Source organism: Roseovarius aestuariivivens (genome assembly GCF_004761875.1).
Lineage (GTDB): Bacteria > Pseudomonadota > Alphaproteobacteria > Rhodobacterales > Rhodobacteraceae > Roseovarius > Roseovarius aestuariivivens.
On record NZ_SJEY01000013.1, the window covers coordinates 19,163 to 38,199 of the forward strand.

The 19,037-nt window shown below is 60.3% G+C and carries 20 protein-coding genes; 11 read left to right on the forward strand and 9 right to left on the reverse strand.

Annotated features, from left to right (window positions below; genetic code table 11):
* Positions 1 to 2 precede the first annotated feature (2 nt).
* Genes EZV60_RS17420 through gspM form a run of 5 tightly spaced genes read left to right on the forward strand, consistent with a single transcriptional unit; the run spans position 3 to position 3,670 of the window.
* Positions 3 to 365 carry a prepilin-type N-terminal cleavage/methylation domain-containing protein gene (locus tag EZV60_RS17420; protein ID WP_167853572.1) on the forward strand — a complete coding sequence of 121 codons (363 nt, stop codon included), beginning with the start codon at positions 3 to 5 and terminating at the stop codon, positions 363 to 365.
* Positions 362 to 1,042 (forward strand): prepilin-type N-terminal cleavage/methylation domain-containing protein, encoded by a 681-nt coding sequence (locus EZV60_RS17425; RefSeq protein WP_135507075.1) that lies wholly within the window; start codon positions 362 to 364, stop codon positions 1,040 to 1,042. The genes EZV60_RS17420 and EZV60_RS17425 overlap by 4 nt, the downstream gene beginning before the upstream one ends.
* The gene (gene gspK, locus EZV60_RS17430; RefSeq protein ID WP_135507077.1) at positions 1,039 to 1,929 is read left to right on the forward strand and encodes a type II secretion system minor pseudopilin GspK; all 891 of its coding nucleotides are present in this window, start codon (positions 1,039 to 1,041) and stop codon (positions 1,927 to 1,929) included. Before EZV60_RS17425 ends, gspK begins: the two co-directional genes overlap by 4 nt.
* Entirely contained in the window at positions 1,926 to 3,182 is a 1,257-nt protein-coding gene (gene gspL, locus EZV60_RS17435; RefSeq protein ID WP_135507079.1) for a type II secretion system protein GspL, read from the forward strand. The genes gspK and gspL overlap by 4 nt, the downstream gene beginning before the upstream one ends.
* On the forward strand, positions 3,179 to 3,670 hold the full coding sequence (gspM, locus tag EZV60_RS17440) for a type II secretion system protein GspM (protein WP_135507081.1): 492 nt from the start codon (positions 3,179 to 3,181) through the stop codon (positions 3,668 to 3,670). The genes gspL and gspM overlap by 4 nt, the downstream gene beginning before the upstream one ends.
* Positions 3,671 to 3,698: 28 nt before the next feature.
* On the opposite strand, the gene EZV60_RS17445 is transcribed toward gspM, so the two are convergent.
* The gene (locus EZV60_RS17445) at positions 3,699 to 4,211 is read right to left on the reverse strand and encodes an outer membrane protein assembly factor BamD (RefSeq protein ID WP_135507083.1); all 513 of its coding nucleotides are present in this window, start codon (positions 4,209 to 4,211) and stop codon (positions 3,699 to 3,701) included.
* 106 nt (positions 4,212 to 4,317) lie between these two features.
* Between EZV60_RS17445 and EZV60_RS17450 the strand changes: the two genes are divergently transcribed.
* The 4 genes from EZV60_RS17450 to EZV60_RS17465 all read left to right on the forward strand — a co-directional run bounded on the left by EZV60_RS17450 (position 4,318) and on the right by EZV60_RS17465 (position 9,567).
* Positions 4,318 to 4,788, forward strand: coding sequence for a type II secretion system protein N (locus EZV60_RS17450; RefSeq protein ID WP_135507085.1), 471 nt, complete (start codon positions 4,318 to 4,320; stop codon positions 4,786 to 4,788).
* A gap of 162 nt (positions 4,789 to 4,950) precedes the next feature.
* Positions 4,951 to 6,894: a type II secretion system secretin GspD gene (gene gspD / locus EZV60_RS17455; RefSeq protein WP_135507087.1), complete on the forward strand. Its 1,944-nt coding sequence runs from the start codon at positions 4,951 to 4,953 to the stop codon at positions 6,892 to 6,894.
* The gene (locus tag EZV60_RS17460; RefSeq protein ID WP_245306344.1) at positions 6,884 to 8,359 is read left to right on the forward strand and encodes a GspE/PulE family protein; all 1,476 of its coding nucleotides are present in this window, start codon (positions 6,884 to 6,886) and stop codon (positions 8,357 to 8,359) included. The genes gspD and EZV60_RS17460 overlap by 11 nt, the downstream gene beginning before the upstream one ends.
* Complete coding sequence (locus EZV60_RS17465; RefSeq protein ID WP_135507092.1) at positions 8,356 to 9,567, forward strand: type II secretion system F family protein; 1,212 nt, start codon at positions 8,356 to 8,358, stop codon at positions 9,565 to 9,567. The genes EZV60_RS17460 and EZV60_RS17465 overlap by 4 nt, the downstream gene beginning before the upstream one ends.
* Before the next feature lie 78 nt (positions 9,568 to 9,645).
* Here EZV60_RS17465 and EZV60_RS17470 read toward each other — a convergent pair whose 3' ends face one another.
* Positions 9,646 to 10,431: a glycosyltransferase family protein gene (locus tag EZV60_RS17470; RefSeq protein WP_135507094.1), complete on the reverse strand. Its 786-nt coding sequence runs from the start codon at positions 10,429 to 10,431 to the stop codon at positions 9,646 to 9,648.
* On the reverse strand, positions 10,428 to 11,315 hold the full coding sequence (locus tag EZV60_RS17475; protein ID WP_135507096.1) for a glycoside hydrolase family protein: 888 nt from the start codon (positions 11,313 to 11,315) through the stop codon (positions 10,428 to 10,430). The genes EZV60_RS17470 and EZV60_RS17475 overlap by 4 nt, the downstream gene beginning before the upstream one ends.
* 333 nt (positions 11,316 to 11,648) lie before the next feature.
* Here EZV60_RS17475 and EZV60_RS17480 point away from each other — a divergent pair, with 333 nt between their 5' ends.
* A complete protein-coding gene (locus tag EZV60_RS17480) occupies positions 11,649 to 13,217 on the forward strand; it encodes a B12-binding domain-containing radical SAM protein (protein ID WP_245306351.1) in 1,569 nt (522 codons plus the stop codon).
* Positions 13,202 to 13,873, forward strand: coding sequence for an acetyltransferase (locus tag EZV60_RS17485; protein WP_135507100.1), 672 nt, complete (start codon positions 13,202 to 13,204; stop codon positions 13,871 to 13,873). Before EZV60_RS17480 ends, EZV60_RS17485 begins: the two co-directional genes overlap by 16 nt.
* Here EZV60_RS17485 and EZV60_RS17490 read toward each other — a convergent pair.
* The 6 genes from EZV60_RS17490 to EZV60_RS17515 all read right to left on the reverse strand — a co-directional run bounded on the left by EZV60_RS17490 (position 13,827) and on the right by EZV60_RS17515 (position 19,036).
* Positions 13,827 to 15,017 (reverse strand): DegT/DnrJ/EryC1/StrS family aminotransferase, encoded by a 1,191-nt coding sequence (locus tag EZV60_RS17490; protein WP_135507102.1) that lies wholly within the window; start codon positions 15,015 to 15,017, stop codon positions 13,827 to 13,829. The two genes, EZV60_RS17485 and EZV60_RS17490, sit on opposite strands and share 47 nt — an antisense overlap.
* Positions 15,018 to 15,020: 3 nt before the next feature.
* Positions 15,021 to 15,710, reverse strand: a complete 690-nt coding sequence (locus EZV60_RS17495; RefSeq protein ID WP_167853573.1) for a WbqC family protein — start codon at positions 15,708 to 15,710, stop codon at positions 15,021 to 15,023.
* A gap of 62 nt (positions 15,711 to 15,772) precedes the next feature.
* Positions 15,773 to 16,417: a phage tail protein gene (locus EZV60_RS17500; protein WP_135507107.1), complete on the reverse strand. Its 645-nt coding sequence runs from the start codon at positions 16,415 to 16,417 to the stop codon at positions 15,773 to 15,775.
* Between the two features lie 36 nt (positions 16,418 to 16,453).
* The gene (locus EZV60_RS17505; protein WP_135507109.1) at positions 16,454 to 17,092 is read right to left on the reverse strand and encodes a phage tail protein; all 639 of its coding nucleotides are present in this window, start codon (positions 17,090 to 17,092) and stop codon (positions 16,454 to 16,456) included.
* A gap of 90 nt (positions 17,093 to 17,182) precedes the next feature.
* Positions 17,183 to 17,827, reverse strand: a complete 645-nt coding sequence (locus EZV60_RS17510) for a phage tail protein (RefSeq protein WP_135507111.1) — start codon at positions 17,825 to 17,827, stop codon at positions 17,183 to 17,185.
* A 228-nt stretch (positions 17,828 to 18,055) separates the two neighbouring features.
* Entirely contained in the window at positions 18,056 to 19,036 is a 981-nt protein-coding gene (locus EZV60_RS17515; RefSeq protein WP_135507113.1) for an ATP-grasp domain-containing protein, read from the reverse strand.
* Position 19,037: the final 1 nt, after the last annotated feature.

Here is a 19,037-nt window from a genome sequence, read left to right on the forward strand (position 1 = left end):
GGATGAAACGCTCTCGCGGGCTGAGCCTGCTGGAGTTGGTCGTCGCTATCCTTGTGCTTTCGATCGGCAGCATCGCGGCTCTGCGCGCGACCGATCAGTCCCGGGTGTCCATCGGCGGCCTGCCGTCCCGTGTCGTAAGCGGCTTGGTGGCGCGCAATCGGATTCAGGAAGCTCGGCTTTACGGTCCTGCGCGTCTTGGCGTGTTGCCCGAAGAGGTGCGCATGGCCGGGCAGGTCTATCGCATAACGCATGATACCGAAACCACGGCGGGCGGCCTTGTTCGGATAGTGGTCGTTGCGCGCGGTCCGGACGGGGTCGGCGCCCAGTTCGTGACATACCTGCCGGATAAAGGTCTGGAACCATGAAGGCCTCGTCTACGCGGGGACTGACACTTATCGAATTGGTGATTGCGATGTCTATTTTCGCGCTTGTGGCGATCATGGGCGTTCAGAGCCTGACCGGCGCCTTGCGGCTGCGGGACAGGCTGGCAGCGACCGTCGAAGAGACGTCTGACCTCGGACGGGCAACCGCATTGCTTCGCAACGATTTATCCGCCGCGGTTCCCATGCTTTTCTATCCACCTGACGCGCCGCGGGCGGACGCGTCTCTTGACATCGCGGCGAAGGGAATGGGGATAGCTCTTTCAGTCGGCGGCCAGGCCGGGCTTTCCCTTGCGCCCGGTCGTCCGGCGGCATCTGCCCGCCAGAGGGTGGAGTGGTGGCTGGACCCGGCGGAAGGGCTACTCTTTCGCCGGGCCTGGTCGAGCCTTTACCCCGACAGCCCGTCGGACGTTTCGCCGGATGTGGCGATGCTGGAGCATGTTGAGGCGATCGAGCTGCGCACCTATTGGCCTGGGTACGGCTGGGTCGTTGGGTTGCGTCCAGAAGGCATGCCTGACCCGGGCGCGTTCGAAAGTGCCGTCGATAGTGATACCGGCGCGCTTACGCGAAGCATCCTGACCGATATGCTGCCGCTGGCGCTGGATGTCACGCTGGTGATCGGCGATCTTGGGGAGGTCACGATCACGGAGGTGCTGCGATGACATCTTCGCGTGGGTTCGTCCTTGTCAATGCGTTGATTATCGTGGCGGCCCTTTCGGCGGTCGCGGTCTGGCTGTTGACCCGGGCGGAAACCGGACGAGTTCAGGTGGCGGCGGCGCAAGAGGCAGTGCAGCTCGAGCTTAATCTGGATTCCTACGAGCATCTCGCCATCACGGTGCTCGACCGTGATATGCAGGCTGTGGATCACCTGAACGAGGATTGGTCGCACAGCGATCCTGTGCTCGACCTAGAAAGGGGCCGGGTGTCGGGGCGGATCGAGGATCTTCAGGGACGTTTCAATGTCAACTGGTTGGCCAATTCGGATGACGAGCGGATCCGGGATGCGTTTCTTGTGCTTGCGACGCGTCTTGGCGTACGTCAGCAGACCTCGCGCACGATCATCGCGATGGTGTCGGGGCAGGGTGAGCCGTTTGGCCAAGGGCGGCCGGTACGCGCGGAAATCCCGCCGCGCGGCCCGGTGTTCGTACTGGATCAATTGCCGGTGCCATTGACAGAGTTGCTGCTTTTGCGCCCATACGTGACGGCCTTGCCGACCGATAGTCGGCTGAACGTCAACACCGCAAGCGAAGCTGTTCTTGCCAGTCTGGTTTTACCCGAGGCCAATTCAGGCGCGCTCAACGTGCTTGTGTCGACGCGGGTGCGGGAACCCTTCGAGACGCTCGATGCGTTCGCCGAGGTGGTGCGTGCAACGTTCGGCGAAGACGATGTCGAAGCGCTTGGTGGATTGCCGCTCGACGTGTCGTCCGTGTGGTTCGAGGCGCAGATCACGGCAGAACTGGATGGTCGCCGGGCATTACGGCGTGTCATTCTGTGGCGCAACGCGCTTCCCGCGGGCACGCAGGTCGCCTATCGTGCGGATGAGTGGTGAAGGTGGAGCAAGCGCAGGTGAACGCCAACCGTGAGACACGGCTGAAAGAGGCGCGGTCCGAACCGGCCGAAACCGGTGCGGACGGTTTCGTTTACGTGTCCGAAAACGCCGGTCCGCTCACGGCGCGGCAGATCGGTCTCGTGCCGGGGGCTGAGGCGCCGCTCTTGCCGGTATCTTTGCCGCCTGCGCTGCAGGGCTATGCGCGCGAACAGGTCGCGCAAAGACAGCTCGGTGATCGCCTGGGCCTTTCAGCGCAAGCCTTCGATATGCGGCCTTTCCCGGCCTCAGCCAAGAGCCGCATGTGGAGCCGGGCGATCGTGACCGATCCGAAAAAGCTTTCCCGCTGGCGAGCGCTGGCAGGATCTTCTGGCAGGGCCGTTTTGCCAGATTATCTTGCCTTGCCCGCAGCCCAAGACATCTGGGTGCTTCGGGTGGCCGGAGAAATGGTAATGGCTCGCCTAGGGCCGGAGGACGGGTTTTCCGCGTCTCCGGCCATCGCAGCGCGGCTGCTGCGCCAGGCACTGGACGCGGCCGGCGCGCCGCCCAAGGCATTGTTCGCGATGACGCCGCTGCCCAATGAGATCGACGCTCTGTTCTCGGAGCGCGACCTTCCGGTTGCGGGACGTGCCGCCGAGCTGGAGGCGCTTGGTCTCGCGCCGCCTCGCAGCCTTGCGCATGGTGAATTGACCTGCGATCTGCGCCTCGATCCGCGCGCGGCGCGGTCGCGCTTGGCGTCGCGGATCTTGCCGTGGCGCTGGCCGGTGCTTGCCGGACTGATTGCCGTTGGATTCTGGTCCGCGGCGCAATTGCTGGCGATCGAGGAAATGCGGCAGGAAACGGTGCAAGTCCGGGCGTCCACGCTTGGCGTGGTGCGCGATGCGTTTGTGCCGACAGGACCGATCCTAGACATCCGGACTCAGGTGAGCCGATCATTGGCCGAAGCGCGGGTTGCTGCCAGCGGAGGAGAGGACCGGGCTGCTCTGCTCGATCTTCTGGGGCTCGTGTCCGACGTACTTGTCGCCCATGAGGCCCGCCCGCTGGTGCTTGACTACGAGTCGGGGAACACGCTGCGCGCCGAGGTACAGGTCGCGGATTTCTCTGCGTCCGAGGCGCTGGCCGAGGCCCTGCGCGACGCCGGTCTTGACGTGCGCGTCGTGGAAGCGCGGGCAGAGGGCGGCAGCGAAGGGGTGCGTGCGGATCTGGAGATTTCGGCCCGCGCGGCCTCAGAACCGCCCGAGAGGGCGCGGCCATGAGCGCGCGGTTCATAGACCTCTTGCTCAGGCTCGCCCCTCGTGAACGCCTGCTTCTGGGTGTGCTTGCCGTTGTGCTTTTGGTTGCCGGTGTCGGTTTTGGCGTCATTCAGCCTTTGGCCGAGCAGCGTCGCACGGCGCAGAATGAGCTTTTGCAGGCGATTGCGCTTGATGCCTGGGTTCTGGGCCGTCGGGATGATCTGAACCGGATTGATCGCCCGGCTGGGACCCGCGCGACGGAACCGGTCGGCGCGAGCGCGATAGAGCAGGGTCTGATCGCGCTCAATCTGCGAAACAGCCTGTCGCGGCTGGAGACCGGCGAGGATGGCGGGATCACGATGCGTTTTGATGCAGTGCCTTTCGGGCGCTTCATGATCTGGCTGGATTCAGAAGAAGACAAATGGGGCTATCGCATTCAGCAGCTACGCATCGAGCGCACTGACCGTCCTGCAATGGTCGAGGCGCGCTTGACCTTAGAGCCGGCAGATTGATTTAACACCCCTCAGGCGGCGGATGTTATCAAAGAGTTTTCAAGGTCGCATCTATGCTTGATTTGCGTTCGGCCATGGACCCAAGCGGATCGAGGTCGGCATCCTTCGCCAAAAGTTCGCCCAGAGCGGCAGAGGCTTTTTGCAAGTGTTGCTTTCCGGCGGCCTTGTCACCCTCGAAAAGGGCTGTGAGGCCCAATTCGTGGTCCGCAGTGCCTTGAACAGCGAGGGCCGCACTTCGCGCTGTGCCGTGGCTCGACCGGGCCAATGCCTCGGCATGGGCCGACGCCTTCTCAAATCTCCCAGCGCGCAAAAGCGCGTGGGTGTATTCCAGCGTCAGACGCGGCTTGAGCGGACCTGATTGCGGGATCAGGACGGCATAGGTTTCCGTGGCACGTACGTAATGTCCGCGTTCTAGCGCGTCGCGCGCAACGGCATATTGCTTTTGAAAGCTCTTTTCGCCGACCCCGCTTCCGGCGCCACAGCTGCCAAGCACGAAGAAGAGGCCAACCGACGCGGCCCTGACGAATGATCCTGCCTGCATATTTCTGCTCTTTTTTTATAGTTTCGTTAACATGTACCATCGGCGGGAATCTCCGTCTACTTATCGTGGCGACATGGTCTTGTCGTGTTGCCAGAGAAGGACACCCATGCGGCTGCTGGCCTATATCACGCTTCTGGTTGCGCTCGGTTCGGCGGGCTGGGCCGCGCAATTATTGTGGGAAGAGCTTCACGCCGAGCCAAAGCCGCAGATCCGGCGCAGCGTCTCGCCGGAGCAAGCCGCGAAGTCACCAGAGCTGCAGCCGGTGTCGCGGCAATGGCCCGCGCTATTCGGTGAACCGCGCCCGCCCGCTGCGCCTGAACCACCGGCACCGCAGCGGGAAGAACCGCAACCACCGCCGAAGGTCATGCCTCCGCTCGAAAGCCTGGGGTATACTCTTACCGGTGTCGTGGAACTCAGCGGTGTGATCTGGGCAATGATTTCCCATCCGTCCGGTGACATGGTTCTGCGTGAAGGAGATGCGCTGATCGAGGGTATGACGGTCACGCGGATCACGAAAACGGCACTTTGGGTCAAGTCCGAGGGCGGCGAGGAAGTCTCGCTCGGTTTTCCGCAATAGGCCGGAAAACGCGACACGCAGGAATGCCCCCTGGGCGTTCTGCGAATTTATGTGCCAAATTTGGTCAAATAGGCTAATCTGCAACGAAACAGCAGTCCGTTGCATCTGAAACCCGCCAAAAGAACGGGATCGGGCGCTGCGAAAAGAGGCGATGAGCAGGATATGAACAGAACCGAATGTGTGCGATCCGTCTTGATCGCAATGGCCTTGGGGCTTTGCCTTGTGGTGTCGCTGCCGTTTTCCGCGCGGGCGCAGGTGGGTTTGAACCTGCGAGATGCCGATCTTCGCAACTTCGTCGAAATCGTATCGGAAGCGACCGGACGCAGCTACATCCTTGATCCAGGCGTGCGTGGCACGGTGACTGTGCTAGCGCCCACGGAGATCACATCGGATGAGCTCTACGAGGTCTTCCTCAGTGTTCTTGAGCTTAACCGGCTGACAATCGTGGAAGGGGCCGGCGCGGATCGGATCGTGCCGATGAACACTGCGCGTGAACTTGCCCCCGTAACGCGCGGCGGCTCTGCATACGAGACGCGCATTCTGAAGATCGCGCATGTGCCGGCGCAGGAGATCCTTGAAGTCATTCGGCCGCTTTTGCCAGCCGAGGCGGTCGTTTCTGTCGTACCCGGGTCGAACCTCCTGATCTTGTCGGACAGGGGGCAGAACCACCGACGCATCGAGGCACTGGTCGCACGTCTGGACCAGCCCAAGGAAGCGCCTATCGAAATCCTGCGCTTGCGCAACGCAGATGCCGCGGAAGTCCTGCAGGTGATTCAGTCGATGGAAATCATCCCGCAAGGCGCGAACGTCACCGCGGACCGACGGTCGAACGCACTCGTGATTTCGGGTCCCGATAGCCTGCGCCGGCAGGTCCGAACCCTGGCCGCGCGCCTTGACACGCAGCGCAACAACGTCGTGAGCCACGCGATCGGCTTGAAATACGCGGATGCGTCGACCATGGCCGGCGTGGTTCTGAGCAGCCTTGCGCAGCAGGGAGACCCCGCACAGCAAGGCGAGATCCGCCTTGTCCCGGAACCGCAGACCAACACGCTTTTGATCAGCGCCCCGGAAGACCGCATGAACGATATCATCGCGATGGTGCATTACTTGGACCGCCGCCCGACGCAGGTTCTGGTCGAAGCCGTGATCTTCGAAATGTCGGTCGAGGGCTTCTCGGATCTGTCCGCGCAATTCGCAGGGATTATCAATTCCGCCGTGGTCGGTGGCGCACAGTTTTCGCTGGAAGGCCGGCCGAGCCTGACCAATCTCGTTTCGGGCGTTATCAACGGCGAGTCGGTCGATGCCGGTTCGGGTGGAATCATTGCTGGCGTGCCCCGCCAGGGCGATCGCGGCTTCGCCGGATTTCTTGCAGCGATCGCGCGAACGCAGTCGACCAAGCTGCTGTCGACACCGTCGATCATGACGCTGAACAACCAGGAGGCTGAGATCGTTGTCGCACAGAACGTGCCGTTCGTTACGGGATCTTTCGCGACCGTGGGCGATGATGCGATCCCCGACAATCCGTTTCAGACCATCGAACGGCAGGATGTCGGTCTGACGCTGAACGTGACGCCGCAGATCAACGCCGACAATACCGTCAAGATGGTGGTCAAGCAGGAAGTGTCTAACCTGACCAACAGCTCGTCCTCTGCGGGTGGCGAGATCACATCGAAGCGGTCTCTGTCTACCACGGTGCTGGTGCATAGCGGCAATGTCATCATGCTGGGTGGACTGCTGGAAAACGGCTCTGGGTCCGCGTCACAAGAGGTGCCGGGCCTGGCCAAGCTGCCGTTGGTCGGGGGGCTTTTCCGGGGCAAGAATGCCTCTAAGAACCAACGGGTCCTGCTTGTCATGCTGCGCCCGAAAGTGGTGAATTCGGAGGAAGAAGCCAAGCGCCTGACCCGTGAACTTGCGCGAGAAGCGAAGGCGGCAAGCCTTGTCATCGAACCCATTGATGAGGGAAACTTTCCCCGCAGACCCGGGTCGAGCCTGCCTTTTGACGGGGCCGACCTCAATCAACCGTTTGACGCTGGATTCATCGATGATGTTGCGCAAAGCAGAAACTATCCGCCCCTCCCGACCCGACTCCGCTTCGGTGGCGGCTGAGACGGACGAGCCAGTCCGACTGCCTTTCGCCTTCGCGCGCGACCAGCAGGTGCTGCTTGACGGCGCGCGTATTGTCGCCGGCCCGCATGCCACACCGCTTGGCCTGCGCGAGGCGCAGCGCCGGGCAGGGTCCTCCGCTGCGTTGGACGTGGTGGACGAGACCCAGTCAGGTTTCGAAGCGGCATTGACACGGCTTTACGGTTCCACCGAAACGGCCGGGGTCGCGGTGGAGCCGGAAGCAAGTTTCGATCTTGAAGACAACGGCGGGAAGACCGCGCATCGCGACCTTCTGGAGGAACCGGGTGATGCGCCGGTGATCCGGCTGGTGAACCAGCTAATGCGACGCGCTGTGACAGCTGGCGCGTCCGACCTGCATATGGAACCTTATGAGGGCGGCTTGCGGGTGCGGATGCGGGTCGATGGGTTTTTGCAAAAGGTGATGGACCGTGACGACGTACCTGTGCGCCGGGTCATTTCGCGATTGAAGGTCATGGCTGGCCTCGACATTTCCGAAACCCGGCTGCCGCAGGACGGGCGTATCCCTTTGCGTTTGGGCGGGCGCCTCATCGACACGCGTGTTTCGTCGCTACCGGGCAATTACGGCGAGCGGATTGTCCTTCGGATTCTGGATCGGTCCACCGGTCTTGTGCCGTTGTCCGAGCTTGGGCTCAGCCCGGCGCAAGAGGCATTGCTTGAACGGCTGTCCGCCCTTCCCAATGGCATCATCCTTGGAACCGGACCGACCGGATCGGGCAAGACCACTACGCTTTATTCCCTGCTGAAGCTGGCCAACCGGCAGGAACGCAATATCGTGACGGTCGAGGATCCAATTGAATACGATCTTCCGGAAATCTCTCAAAGTCAGATCAATGCCGAGATCGGCATGACCTTCGCCGCCGGTCTGCGTGCGACGCTGCGGCAGGATCCGGATGTTATCCTCGTCGGTGAGATCCGCGATGCCGAAACCGCGTCCGTGGCGGCCCAGGCGGCGTTGACCGGACACTTGGTCTTTTCTTCGCTGCATGCCAACGGCTCGATGGGGGCGGTGGTGAGATTGCGCGATCTTGGTCTGGACAACTTCCTGATTGCGGCCACGTTGCGCGGGGTCGTGGCGCAGCGTCTGTTGCGCCGGCTTTGCCCGCAGTGCCGTGCGCCGCGCAAACCGACCGAGGTTGAGGCGAAACATTTCACACGCCACGGCCTGGATGCGCCGGACCATGTGCACGACGCCAAAGGCTGTGCGGCTTGCAACGAGGTTGGATATGCGGGCCGCCTTGGTATCTTCGAAATGGTTGAAGTGGGTGATAGGCTGCGGGAAGCGATCGACCGGGGTGCGTCGGAGGGCGAGTTGAAATCGTTGGCCGTCAAGGATGCGGAAACCCTGATCGGACAAGGTCTGGGTGCGGTCGCCTTGGGTGAGACTAGCCTTCAAGAGGCCTTGCGCGTCGTCGGAGATGTCGCTTGAGGGCTTACAGCTATGTGGCCTACACTGCCGACGGGCGGCGCAAGACCGGCACCGTCGTCGGCGAGACCGAGACGGACGCCACGCATCAGCTGGCCGAACAAGGGCTTTACCCATCAGAACTCAGGGCGCGGGCACGGCCACGAAAATCGCGCTTGGGCGATTTTGGCAAAGGCCGGTTGGGCACCGAATTGCAGGCAGTCCTGACCCGCCAGCTTGCGGTTCTTCTTGCGGCTGGTTTGCCAGCAGAGACCGCGCTTAAGGCGGTCAGAGCGGGCGGAAGCCCAACGCTCGAAAAGGTGGCCGCAGCCGCGCAGGTGGCCTTGATGGATGGCGCGCCCCTGAGCGAGGCCCTAGACCAGAGCGGAGCGGGCTTTCCGCGCTACGTGATCGCTTCGGTTCGGTCCGGCGAGATCTCAGGCGATGCGGCTCAGGTCTTCGCCGAGCTTGCCGACCACCTGGAAACCCGGGGCACAGATAGGGCGCAGATTTCCAGCGCCCTGGTTTATCCTGCCTTTGTCGCTGCTGTTTCGCTGCTGGTGTGCGGTATTCTCATGGTAAATGTTGCCCCTGAAATCGTATCGCTTTTCGAGATGTCGGGCCGCCCGCTGCCGGATTTGACACGCATAATGCTTTCGATAAGCGACTGGATCGGCGCGCATTCCCTGCTGCTTGGCGGGTTCTTTGGGGGCTTTCTATTGCTTTTGGGGATCAGCGCGCGAGTGCGGGCATTGCGGCGGATCCGGGACCGTATCGCGCTGCGTCTGCCGCTTGTCGGCCGCCTGATGCGGCAGTCAAGTGCGGTGCAATACCTACGTACGCTTGCGCTTGTGCTGGCCAGCCGTCAACCAGCGGTCAACGCCTGTGAAAGCGCCGCGGGGGTCATGGATATCGACCGGTTCAGGCGCGAGGCTGACGCGGCGACCGAAGCCGTGCGCGGGGGAGAAACGCTGAGCCGTTCTCTGGCGCAGCTCAGTCCGATTCCGCCCGTTGCGCTGCAACTGATCGCGGCCGGTGAGATGTCGGCGAGGCTTGGACGGATGGTCGGGCGCGCGGCCCTGTTGCTGGAAACAAGCCTTTCGTCGGAACGTAAGAGGATCGCCGCGTTGCTGGAGCCGATTCTTATGATCCTGGTCGGCGGTCTTGTTCTTGTGATAGTGCTTTCGGTTCTCTTGCCGATTTTTGAACTTCAGTCGGTTGTCGCGAATTGATCCGACCGGGAGTATACGGGCCAACCTGAAAAGGCGAAAGCCGATCAAATCCGCCTCTATCGACGGGTTTGGTCGCGGCTAGTCGCTTTCCGAGGCCTTTGGAAGAACCGGTTGCGGTTCGCGGTTCTTGCGGAAGTGGCGATTCCGCGCCTGCATGTTGTAATCGCGGTAATCATATGCGTTCAGCAGCGAAAGATGCCGATGCATCACGGTGGTGGCTATCGCGCATCGAATGCCCGCTTTCTTTGCTTCCTGGTAGACCTTTCCGTCAACTGAAAACATGAGCTTCGACAGAGCGCTCTTGCGTGCCATGAGCAAGCGCCCGGGGGGATTGAACGGGTCGATAAGAGGACCATCGGGCGGATCGCTCGGTAAGGCTCGCTCTGGTGACCGGGCTTTGATCATGGCCTCTGCAATGGCCTCGTGCGTATCGGGCAACAGCGTGTCGATATCTTCGATCGCAATGAAATCGCGCGTGTCAACGTAGGATCCCAGAAGCCCGAGTTCTGGATTTTCGTCCATCAGATCGCTCATCCGTTCGAGCCAGCAGGGCTCTGTCTCGAACACTGTGACATCGCTTTCGATCACTACGATCTTACCGCCCGGACCGTCCATATAGGTTCTGACCGCTTGGAGCACCCGCGTGGGGTCGTTCTTGGCGTGCCATTCAACCTTGTAGAACATGCCACGTCGTTCGAACCCATGCACCACGTCGCGGATCAACGGGTCGTCAGAGGCGTTGTCGGTCAGGATAAAGCGGGCGGGATGCCGGGTATACCGGTACAGGCTATCCAGACAGGCCCAGAGGTAAATCGGCCGGTTGCGCGACAGGATGACAACGGTAATCGGCTGTTTCGCGGTCACGTTGCGGGTCCTTCGTCACGAATGGCATACCCGAAGCCATGGCGCCCGTAGTCGTTGCCGCAATAAAACATGTAGGTTTGCCCGTGGCCGCGCATCACGGTTGTATAACATTGCATCTTTTTGTCCCAATCGCCGGGCGCCGGCGGGTTGACGAAACCATGGGCCTCGTCGCGCCGAGTCCAGGTTTCGGCATCCGGTGAAGTCGCGTAGCCAATTGCGTAATTGCGGCAAGTCGGTTTGTCAGGGTCGTATCCGCCGCGTGCACTGAACCACATCTCGTATCCTTCTTCATTCGGCATAACCCAGGGCCGACCAAGGCCGCCCTCGTTTCTGCTGTCGGACAGGGCGATGGCGGGGTCCGGATCCTGTTGCCAGTGGACCAAATCTTTGGAGACGGCATGGCGGATATCGTAATGAGGCTGAGCTTCGCCACTTGGGCTCTGCGACCAGGAGCGCCAGCTTGCAAACCACATATGCCAATCCGATCCGATGCGAAGGATCTGCGCACTGCTGCATCCTACCGGGTTTTCCGCACCGGCGCACAGCGTTGGAGCGAGCTGAACCCGAGAGAGGTTTTGGCCACGGTCGAGACTGCACATGAGTCCGATCCCAAGCTGGTAGGGATAGGTTTCCAGACATCGCAAACCCGCACTGGCGAAAAAGACCTTGTCATCAAGCACCATGGCGCAGGTCACGCCGACCCCGTCGCTGTCGAAGGCTCCGGGATTGCCGAACTCGACCAGTCGTTCCTTGGAAATCGAGAGAACCTGCATTTCCCTGGTTGGGTCAACCTCGATCAAGACGACAGAGCCGCGGTTGCGCGCATCTCGCCCTGCAACGTAGATACGCCACAGCGCATCGTGGACGGGCAGTACGGTCGGCACCTGCGCATGCGATCGCCACCATGGATGTTCTTCGGGGATGCTTAGGATCTGCCGCTGTCTGATCCATCGGGACTGCATGCCAAATCCTTGTCAAATTGAGAAAAAAACGCTGAAGCTTTCGGTCGCCAGCGCAGAATGAGTTCAACTGGCAGATGGCGACTTCGTTAATAAACTGTTAACACTATGAATAGGAGGCGTCGTGTTGGCAAGTTTTCGCGACCGAGTCACCGCGATCTGAACGCAACGGATAACTTATTGAAAAAGCTGTCGATCTGTCTGATCTCACCAAGATTCGCGCCTTCGTTCTGGGGGCGGGAATACGCCTTGCCACTTATGCCAGGCGACAAGCGCGCCTGGATCCAGCCCGGTGCCTTGCCGCTTCTGGCGGCGCTGGTCCCGGAGCCGCACGAGGTGGTCCTGATCGACGAGGCCGTGGAAGACATCGACTTCGGCGACCTTCGACGGTTCGATGTCATCGGCGTCACTGGCCAGATCGTCCAACGGGACCGGATGCGCGACATTCTTCACGCGCTTCGCGATCTACCTGGAAAAGTGGTTGTCGGCGGGCCTTACGCGTCCATCGATGAGGGTTTTTTTGAAGGGCTTTGCGAAGCTATCTTTATCGGCGAGGCGGATCATTCATGGCCGGCGTTCCTTGACGACCTGGCGCAGGGCAGGCCGCTGCAGGCGCGCTATGAGCAAACCACGCCCACTGACATGACCTGCCTGCCGACGGCACGGAGGGACTTGCTGAAGTCGCAACACTACATGTCCGCGTCGATCCAGTATTCCCGCGGCTGTCCTTTTACCTGCGAGTTTTGCGACATCATCGTGATCTTCGGGCGACGCCCGCGGGTCAAGGAACCGGCGCAGGTCGTGGCCGAACTCGACGCGGTGCACAAAGCCGGGTTTGGTGTATGTTTCGTGGTCGATGACAATTTCATCGGCAACAAGGTGGCTGTGAAGAAAATGCTGCCGGCGATCATTGACTGGCAACAGGCGCATGGCTATCCGCTCGTCCTGTCGACCGAGGCGACGTTGAACCTCGCGGATGATCCCGAACTGATGGATCTGATGGTCGAAGCGAATTTCCGCGAGGTCTTTATAGGAATCGAAAGTCCGCGTGCGGCCGCTCTGCAGGAAACCAAGAAGCTGCAGAACATGCGCGGCGAGTCGATGTCGGTCAAGCTGGAGCGTATTCGGGATGCGGGTCTCGTGGTGTCGGCCGGTTTCATCGTCGGTTTCGATGAAGATGATGCGGAGATTTTCGAAGAACAGGTTCGTTTCATCGAAGAGAATTCTATCGGCCAGGTGTCACTCGGCCTTTTGATGGCCTTGCCCAAGACACCGTTGCACGCGCGGCTGCAGGCCGAGGGACGACTGACCGACGACAGCGAGATGTGCAATTTCATTCCTCGGCAGATGACACGCGAGGATCTCGTGACCGGCTGTGCCAACACGCTGCGGCGCCTTTATACGGCAGAAGCCTTTTTCGGTCGGATCTTGCGAAACATCTCAGTTTCCGAAGGGTTCAAGACGCGGCGGGCCGAGATGGTCGCACGGGAACAAAGACGCGGAAGCGCGAGGGCGCGTGCAGACAGCCTCGCCATGGCGTTCCGGCTTTGTCTTGCGATGGCGCGCGCGCGTGTATTGCGGCGTGGCGTGGCTATGTATCTTGACGTCTATCGATTCCAGGGCGTGGCGGATCGGCTATCGGTATCCACGTTTTTGTCCTTGTGCGTGCTGCATTGGCATCACTACAGGCTTACCCATCTGAATGCCGAAAACGGCTTTGCGCGAAGCATGAATTACTTTAACGCTGCGCCCGTGGCGGCGCCGAGCAGCCCCGCGGCGATTCCGGAGCCTCGTGACCGTGAAGGCCCTGCATGGCAAAAGTCGTGATTTTCGGAACTGGTCAGTTCGCACAGACCGTGACTGTCTATCTCGAACGAGAGTCGGAACATGAGATCTTCGGCTATACGGTTGACGCAGTATACCGAAACGGGCAGGCGTCTTTGCTGGGCAAACCCGTATTTGCCTGGGAAACGCTCGAAGATCACTTCGCACCTTCGGATGGTGTTCTTTTCGGGCCGATCAGTTTTCGCGGCATGAACCGTTTTCGCGCTGAGCGATATGCGGAGGGCAAGGCGCGCGGGTACGATTTTTTGACCTTCGTACATCCGGCAAGTCATGTTTACTCGGAAGAGATCGGTGAGAATTGCTTGATCCTCGAGGCGAACACGATACAGCCTTTCGTTCGGATCGGGAACAATGTGGTGATATGGAGCGGTAACCACATCGGACATCATACCGAGATCGGAGATCATTGTTTTCTAACTTCGCATGTGGGCATTTCCGGCAACTGCCGGATCGGGCCGTCCTGCTTTTTTGCAGGAAAGAGCGGCGTGTCTGACAATGTAGCGATCGGCGAGCAATGCCTTGTGGGGGCGGGGGCCCTGATCCTGCGTGACCTCGCGGCAGGGTCTTTCGCCCGCGAGATTTCTCCCAAGATCATACCCGGTGGGGCGCACCGTTTCGCGAAGCTGCTGCTAGGTTAAGCTTTTCCGCCGCCGCGAGCACTGTGCAGATCTCGGAGACGTCCCTGGCCTTTAAGTCACAGTAGAAAGGCAGCCCCAGGACTGAGCGCGCCAATCTGTCGGTAACCGTCAGACTGTCCTGCTCGAATGGTCCGAAGCCGCTTTCCGCGTGCAAACCGAACCCGTACCAGAAGCGGCTGTCGATCTTTCGTTCCAGAAGCTTTTCGCGCAAGAGCATCGCGGCCTCCGGCGAGGTCGCATGATAAAGAGCGTAGGCATTGGAAAAGGCCCCGCCTACGCTCAATGTGCCGATCACGCCATGGTCTTGGGACGCCTCGGCGTAATTGGCCGTGACCTGGTCATACTGCGTCTGCCGCGCCGGCCACGCGTCGAGTGCGGCCATGGCAACGCACGCGTGATATTCGCTCATCTTTCCATTGATGTTGTCGCCGATCACCTGTCGCGTGCCCAGAAAGCCGTGATTGGTGGCGCGAACGGCCCGGACCAGAATTTCTGGATCCGAACACAGAATGGCGCCGCCTTCACCACAGCCGAAAGCCTTGGTTGCGTGAAAACTGAGGGCGATGGGGATGTCCGGCTCATAGGCGCATCCCGTCCGCGTCAGGACATCGAAGCTTGCGGCGGCATCAATGATGACCGGAAGGCCTGTGTCGCGGCTGAAGGCGGACCAGAGCTGCAGGTCGGGCAATCGGCCATAGGGCGCCGTCACCATGACCATTCCGATCTCTTCCAGTCGCGGATGGGCTGCGACCTTGCTGGGGTCGAGTGTCCATGTATCGGCATCGACATCCATCAGATACGGCTCATAACCACAACTTTGTGCCGCGGAGATCGTGGCCACGAACGTATAGGACGGGCAAAGCGCCAGCCGTTGTGCGCGGGCGCGTCCTGCACGGGCAAGGATCGCACCGATCAGCGCCGTCGTGCCGGAGGCGGTGAGTGCCACGCCGCCGGTTTCCAGCGCCAGGATATCCGCAAGCCGACGGTGCAATTGCTGGCTGACAGGGCCGAGATTTGAATAGCGCCGCGTCCGGTCGAGTGTCCGAAGGTAGGGAACGATAGCCTGCGTTTTCGGCAAGTGCGGCTTGGCGACCGGGATACGTGGGGTGTAGAGCACCGGATGCAGATCTGATCCAAGTGCCATGCGCTACGCCGCCTCTAGCAGAGGCTGGTTCGAAAACCGGTCTAGATCTGCGCGCAAAGCCTGTTGCCCGGTACGCATGAGGGCCGGCAGAAGATACAGGTGTGGGCCGTCGTAGGGGGGGAGGAAGTGCAGTTGCAGCCCATGTTCCTCAAAGGCCGCACCTTGGTAGAGAGTTCGCCCTCCCGGTGGGTTAATATAGCCGGTTGCGCCCGAACGTGTCGCGATTTCAATGATCCGGTCCTGTGCTTTCAGCCGCGGGTCGATCGCCAGTGCCGAACTGCGCGAAAGGGGGCAGTCAAGCCCGAGATAGGCGCACATGACCTCGATCTGGGCGCAGAGGTAATCCGCCACCGACCGGGTTCGGATAAAAAGAAGATCTTTCAGGGAAAGGCCTGCTATGGTCGCGTCTGGCAAATACCAGTCCTGACGCGCAAGGCGTTTCTCCCATTCCTCCGGTGCCGTGTCGGAAAAGCGCAATTCGCGGATGGTGGTCGTCACTGGCTGACGGGCAAGAGGTAAGGTCAGCCATTTCGGTTCGCCGTTTGATGGCATCGGAGAACGGTGCACGCGACCGCGGCGCGGGAATTGCACACAGTCCAGCAAGATCACCTCATCGGCGCGCGCGAACAGCGAGTAGTATCCAAGATAGGGAAAAAAGTAGGGTTGGATGATCGCGACGCGTTTGGGTGTCATACCCATCATCCTTCCCGAAAAGGGCCGTCGCGGCAATAGTTTGCAACGGCCCTATTATGCACCTACGAGCGCGACGGGAAAATGCCTTCGAGCGCGACACAGGTTTTCATCGCCAGATAAGGCTGCATGTTCGACACGGGTTGTTGGCCCCCTGTATTGCTGACGGAGGCGGCGTGAATGAACTGAACCGAGCCTTCGCCCATGACCAGGTCGAGATTTCCCGTTTCAGCATAGACAAGCGCGCCGGCCGGAAATGTCGGCTTGAAGGCATTTGCAGGGCTCTTGTTGTCCGGAGAATTAGAGCTTGCCGCAACGGTAGCCGAGACCGTTCCGAGAAGGGTATGACTATGTGTCGGCATGTTCAGGACCGAATGGGTAACTTCTGTCAAACCGATCCTTTCCCCTTGTCTGTTCGGTGTAAGGCCCGGCCCGTTGCCGACGCCCATGCCGAAGCGGCCCCGCAGATCCGGTAAGCCGAATGTGGTTCTGCCGTCGCCACCATACATTGTTCCGAGAAGCGCAAAGACTGCGGAGTACTGGGAAATCGGTAGCAATTGGCCGTTCGCTTCTGCCCAACCGCGCGGGCAGAAGGTTGTCCCGACTTGCATGATGGTTCCCAGAAAGGGTTGAGAGTCGGCTTTGGATTGGACGCTGGTGACCCCGATCAGGCAGGCCGCGAGAGTGAGCGTTTTCGCAAGGTATTTCATGTGTTGATCCAGTCTTTTGAAAATGTGCGGGAAACTTCAGCTCCGGCTCGGGTAAATCCCGAAAAGAGCGATGCAATAGTTGTTCACGAGTGTTGGGGCCATGTTTGTGATCGATTGGCTTCCACCAGTCGTGCCGATGATTTCGCCAGAAATGTCGACGCTAATCAGCCCGGGCGCCATGTCCTGTTTTGTACCCTCGGATGACGCGTAGAAATTGACGTTTCCGGTGGGAAAATACGCTCCGTCCGGGTTGTTGGTGCTTGGTGTTTCGTTGCTGGCGACGAGCTTTGCGCCAAGGGTTCCCAGTGGGCTGTGCGAATGGCCGGGCATCTCGTTGATCGTTGTGGTGACGGTTTCCGCTCCGGCCTTGCTGCCCAGACGCTGAAAGCTCAGCCCGCTCCCCGTACCGGTGTGAACCGGAACGCGACCCCGTAAGTCGGGCAGGCCGAAAGTGGTTCTGCCATCGCCGCCATAGATGGTTCCAAGGAGCGAAAAGAGCGCATTGTTCGAGCTGATGGCCAGAAGCTGCCCATCGAGGGGCGCCCAATTCCTGGGGCAAAAATTAAAGCCAAAAGACCGGATTTCCCCGACGAAGGGTTCGTCGGCTTTGGCGCTTTCGGTGGCTGCAGCAATCGCAAGCGTTGCAGCAAATACGTGAGAGATCAGTTTTCTCATATCTATCGTCCTGATATTGCAGGTGCGGCGGTTTTCGATCGGTGCCTATGCCGCACGGTATCTGTGAATTCGATGGCTTGCGCCGCGGCGTCAGTTGCGCGGCGGGAAAAGGCCCTGGGTCGCAATGCAGAAATTCAGCACCTGATAGGGCTGCATGTTGTTCGCCCGGATATTGTTCCCGCTTGTGCCGAGCGATATCTGAACGTCCAGATCGACCGTTGCATTGTTCATGGGCACCGGTACCGTCTGCGAACCCGCGTATACGCGTTCGCCAGCAGGAAATGTCGGGATAAGATTGCCGCCGGGCGCATTCGACGTCGGGGGGCTGCTGGTCGCCTGAAGCCTGCCGGTCGGAACGCCGACAACGTTATGCGTATGATTGGGCAGGTTCTGCTGTGTCATTGCCGTTGTCTCGGACCCGCTTCTCTGCCCGAGCTGATAATTCGGAAGGCCGGGTCCCATGCCGCTTGCGATCGGAGAGCGACCGCGCAAATCCGGAAGTGCGAAGGTCGTTCGGCCATCGCCGCCGTAGGTCGTCCCGAGCAGAGAAAACAGCGCCTGGTTGCTGCTGATCGGCAAGAGCTGCCCATCGGCAGCTGCCCACCCACGGGGGCAAAAATTGAAGCCGACGATCATGATGTCGCCGAGATACGGATCGATTCCCGCCTTTACCGGAGCGGGTGTGGTGAGAGTTGAAACAGCGGCCGCGGCAGCGGCCAAAAATAGTCTACGCATGTGATACCTCCCTTAAAAAAATGTTTTCCTTACGTTAGGTTAACACCATAAAAATTATTCACTCAACGGTTGACTTTAGCTTTTTCCTTTCGAGTAAAACGCGAAGCTTTTCGAAGCTTAACTGATGCGACTCGCGTTGCAGAAAAAAGACACACACCTGCTGGTCCGCGGATCGTAGAAAGATCGTCAAGTCGGCCAATTCCGATCTGTCCGACGCTCTGCCGGCGATCAGTCAGGCAGGATCGCGACAGTGGCTTTTTCTCGGAGCGTGTCCTTGCCATGCGTCTTCCGAAAACCTTTGGTGTCGTGGTTCCCAAGGTAGTACGCCACGACTTCCGCGCGAAGGGCGAGTGCCGGGGCAAGTTGCGTGGAGTTGATCACAATCAGCCGCATGCCGCCTTCGGGCATGCCAAGCGTTTTGAACGTGCCATCCGCCGCGTAGGAGGGAAGCTGGAGATATGTCACGTCCTTCGTCGCGCGCCAGCGCGACCAGATCTCGGCAGGCGGTGGCGGATAGAAGGCCGGTGGCGCAAAAGCGACCACGCTGTATCCTTCTCGCTGCTCCAGACTGTCCGGCCACAATCCGGTCTCATGGAGCTTGTGAAGTGCTCTGACGAAGGGTGCGCCGTAGAGGTCGATCCATTGGACAGCGATGCGCGGATGAACCTCGATGATCGCGGGGCCGATCATTTCGAAATTCAGCGCGCCAGTATAGTCGCCGAGATTTCTGGCGACGAAATCGCGCAAACGTGCCTCGATCTTCGGCTCGATCGACACGCCGATATGCCAAAAGTCCCAAGTGCCCTTGTCGAGCGGGTAGCCTTTCGTTGAGCAAAGCCAATAGATTTTCCCGTCGACTGCGATGACGTCGATACTGTGATGGGGGCCTTCCAGAACCTCACACCACATCATCCCGGGGCGCAGCGTGCTTTCGAATTCGGCGATCGTGTCGAAACGGCGCGCCCCCACTGACATGCCAGACAAATTGTAAATCGGTTTCGCGAAAAGCGGCTCGACGGTTGGCGGCACGCCGAAGGGGCCCGCGCGCAGCCCTTGAAGTTCGGCGACCTGCAACTTGTTAAAGAGCCAGTGATGCCGTGGGTTGAGCTGGTAGGCATCGGCGTCATCGGTGGGCACACCGGGCGTTTCGGGAAAGCCGAACCCGTCGAAATAGGCTTTGCGCCAAGCGTTGCAGCAAAGGATCGCCATG

What these genes read in the sequence shown, in the direction of transcription:
- gspD (WP_135507087.1), top strand. Translation starts at nt 4,951, where the DNA reads ATGAACAGAACCGAATGTGTGCGATCCGTCTTGATCGCAATGGCCTTG.
- EZV60_RS17480 (WP_245306351.1), top strand. Translation starts at nt 11,649, where the DNA reads ATGCCAGGCGACAAGCGCGCCTGGATCCAGCCCGGTGCCTTGCCGCTT.
- EZV60_RS17420 (WP_167853572.1), top strand. Translation starts at nt 3, where the DNA reads ATGAAACGCTCTCGCGGGCTGAGCCTGCTGGAGTTGGTCGTCGCTATC.
- EZV60_RS17425 (WP_135507075.1), top strand. Translation starts at nt 362, where the DNA reads ATGAAGGCCTCGTCTACGCGGGGACTGACACTTATCGAATTGGTGATT.
- gspM (WP_135507081.1), top strand. Translation starts at nt 3,179, where the DNA reads ATGAGCGCGCGGTTCATAGACCTCTTGCTCAGGCTCGCCCCTCGTGAA.
- EZV60_RS17495 (WP_167853573.1), bottom strand. Translation starts at nt 15,710, where the DNA reads ATGACACCCAAACGCGTCGCGATCATCCAACCCTACTTTTTTCCCTAT.
- gspK (WP_135507077.1), top strand. Translation starts at nt 1,039, where the DNA reads ATGACATCTTCGCGTGGGTTCGTCCTTGTCAATGCGTTGATTATCGTG.
- EZV60_RS17450 (WP_135507085.1), top strand. Translation starts at nt 4,318, where the DNA reads ATGCGGCTGCTGGCCTATATCACGCTTCTGGTTGCGCTCGGTTCGGCG.
- EZV60_RS17510 (WP_135507111.1), bottom strand. Translation starts at nt 17,827, where the DNA reads ATGCGTAGACTATTTTTGGCCGCTGCCGCGGCCGCTGTTTCAACTCTC.
- EZV60_RS17485 (WP_135507100.1), top strand. Translation starts at nt 13,202, where the DNA reads ATGGCAAAAGTCGTGATTTTCGGAACTGGTCAGTTCGCACAGACCGTG.
- EZV60_RS17490 (WP_135507102.1), bottom strand. Translation starts at nt 15,017, where the DNA reads ATGGCACTTGGATCAGATCTGCATCCGGTGCTCTACACCCCACGTATC.
- EZV60_RS17515 (WP_135507113.1), bottom strand. Translation starts at nt 19,036, where the DNA reads ATGGCGATCCTTTGCTGCAACGCTTGGCGCAAAGCCTATTTCGACGGG.
- EZV60_RS17445 (WP_135507083.1), bottom strand. Translation starts at nt 4,211, where the DNA reads ATGCAGGCAGGATCATTCGTCAGGGCCGCGTCGGTTGGCCTCTTCTTC.
- EZV60_RS17505 (WP_135507109.1), bottom strand. Translation starts at nt 17,092, where the DNA reads ATGAGAAAACTGATCTCTCACGTATTTGCTGCAACGCTTGCGATTGCT.
- EZV60_RS17500 (WP_135507107.1), bottom strand. Translation starts at nt 16,417, where the DNA reads ATGAAATACCTTGCGAAAACGCTCACTCTCGCGGCCTGCCTGATCGGG.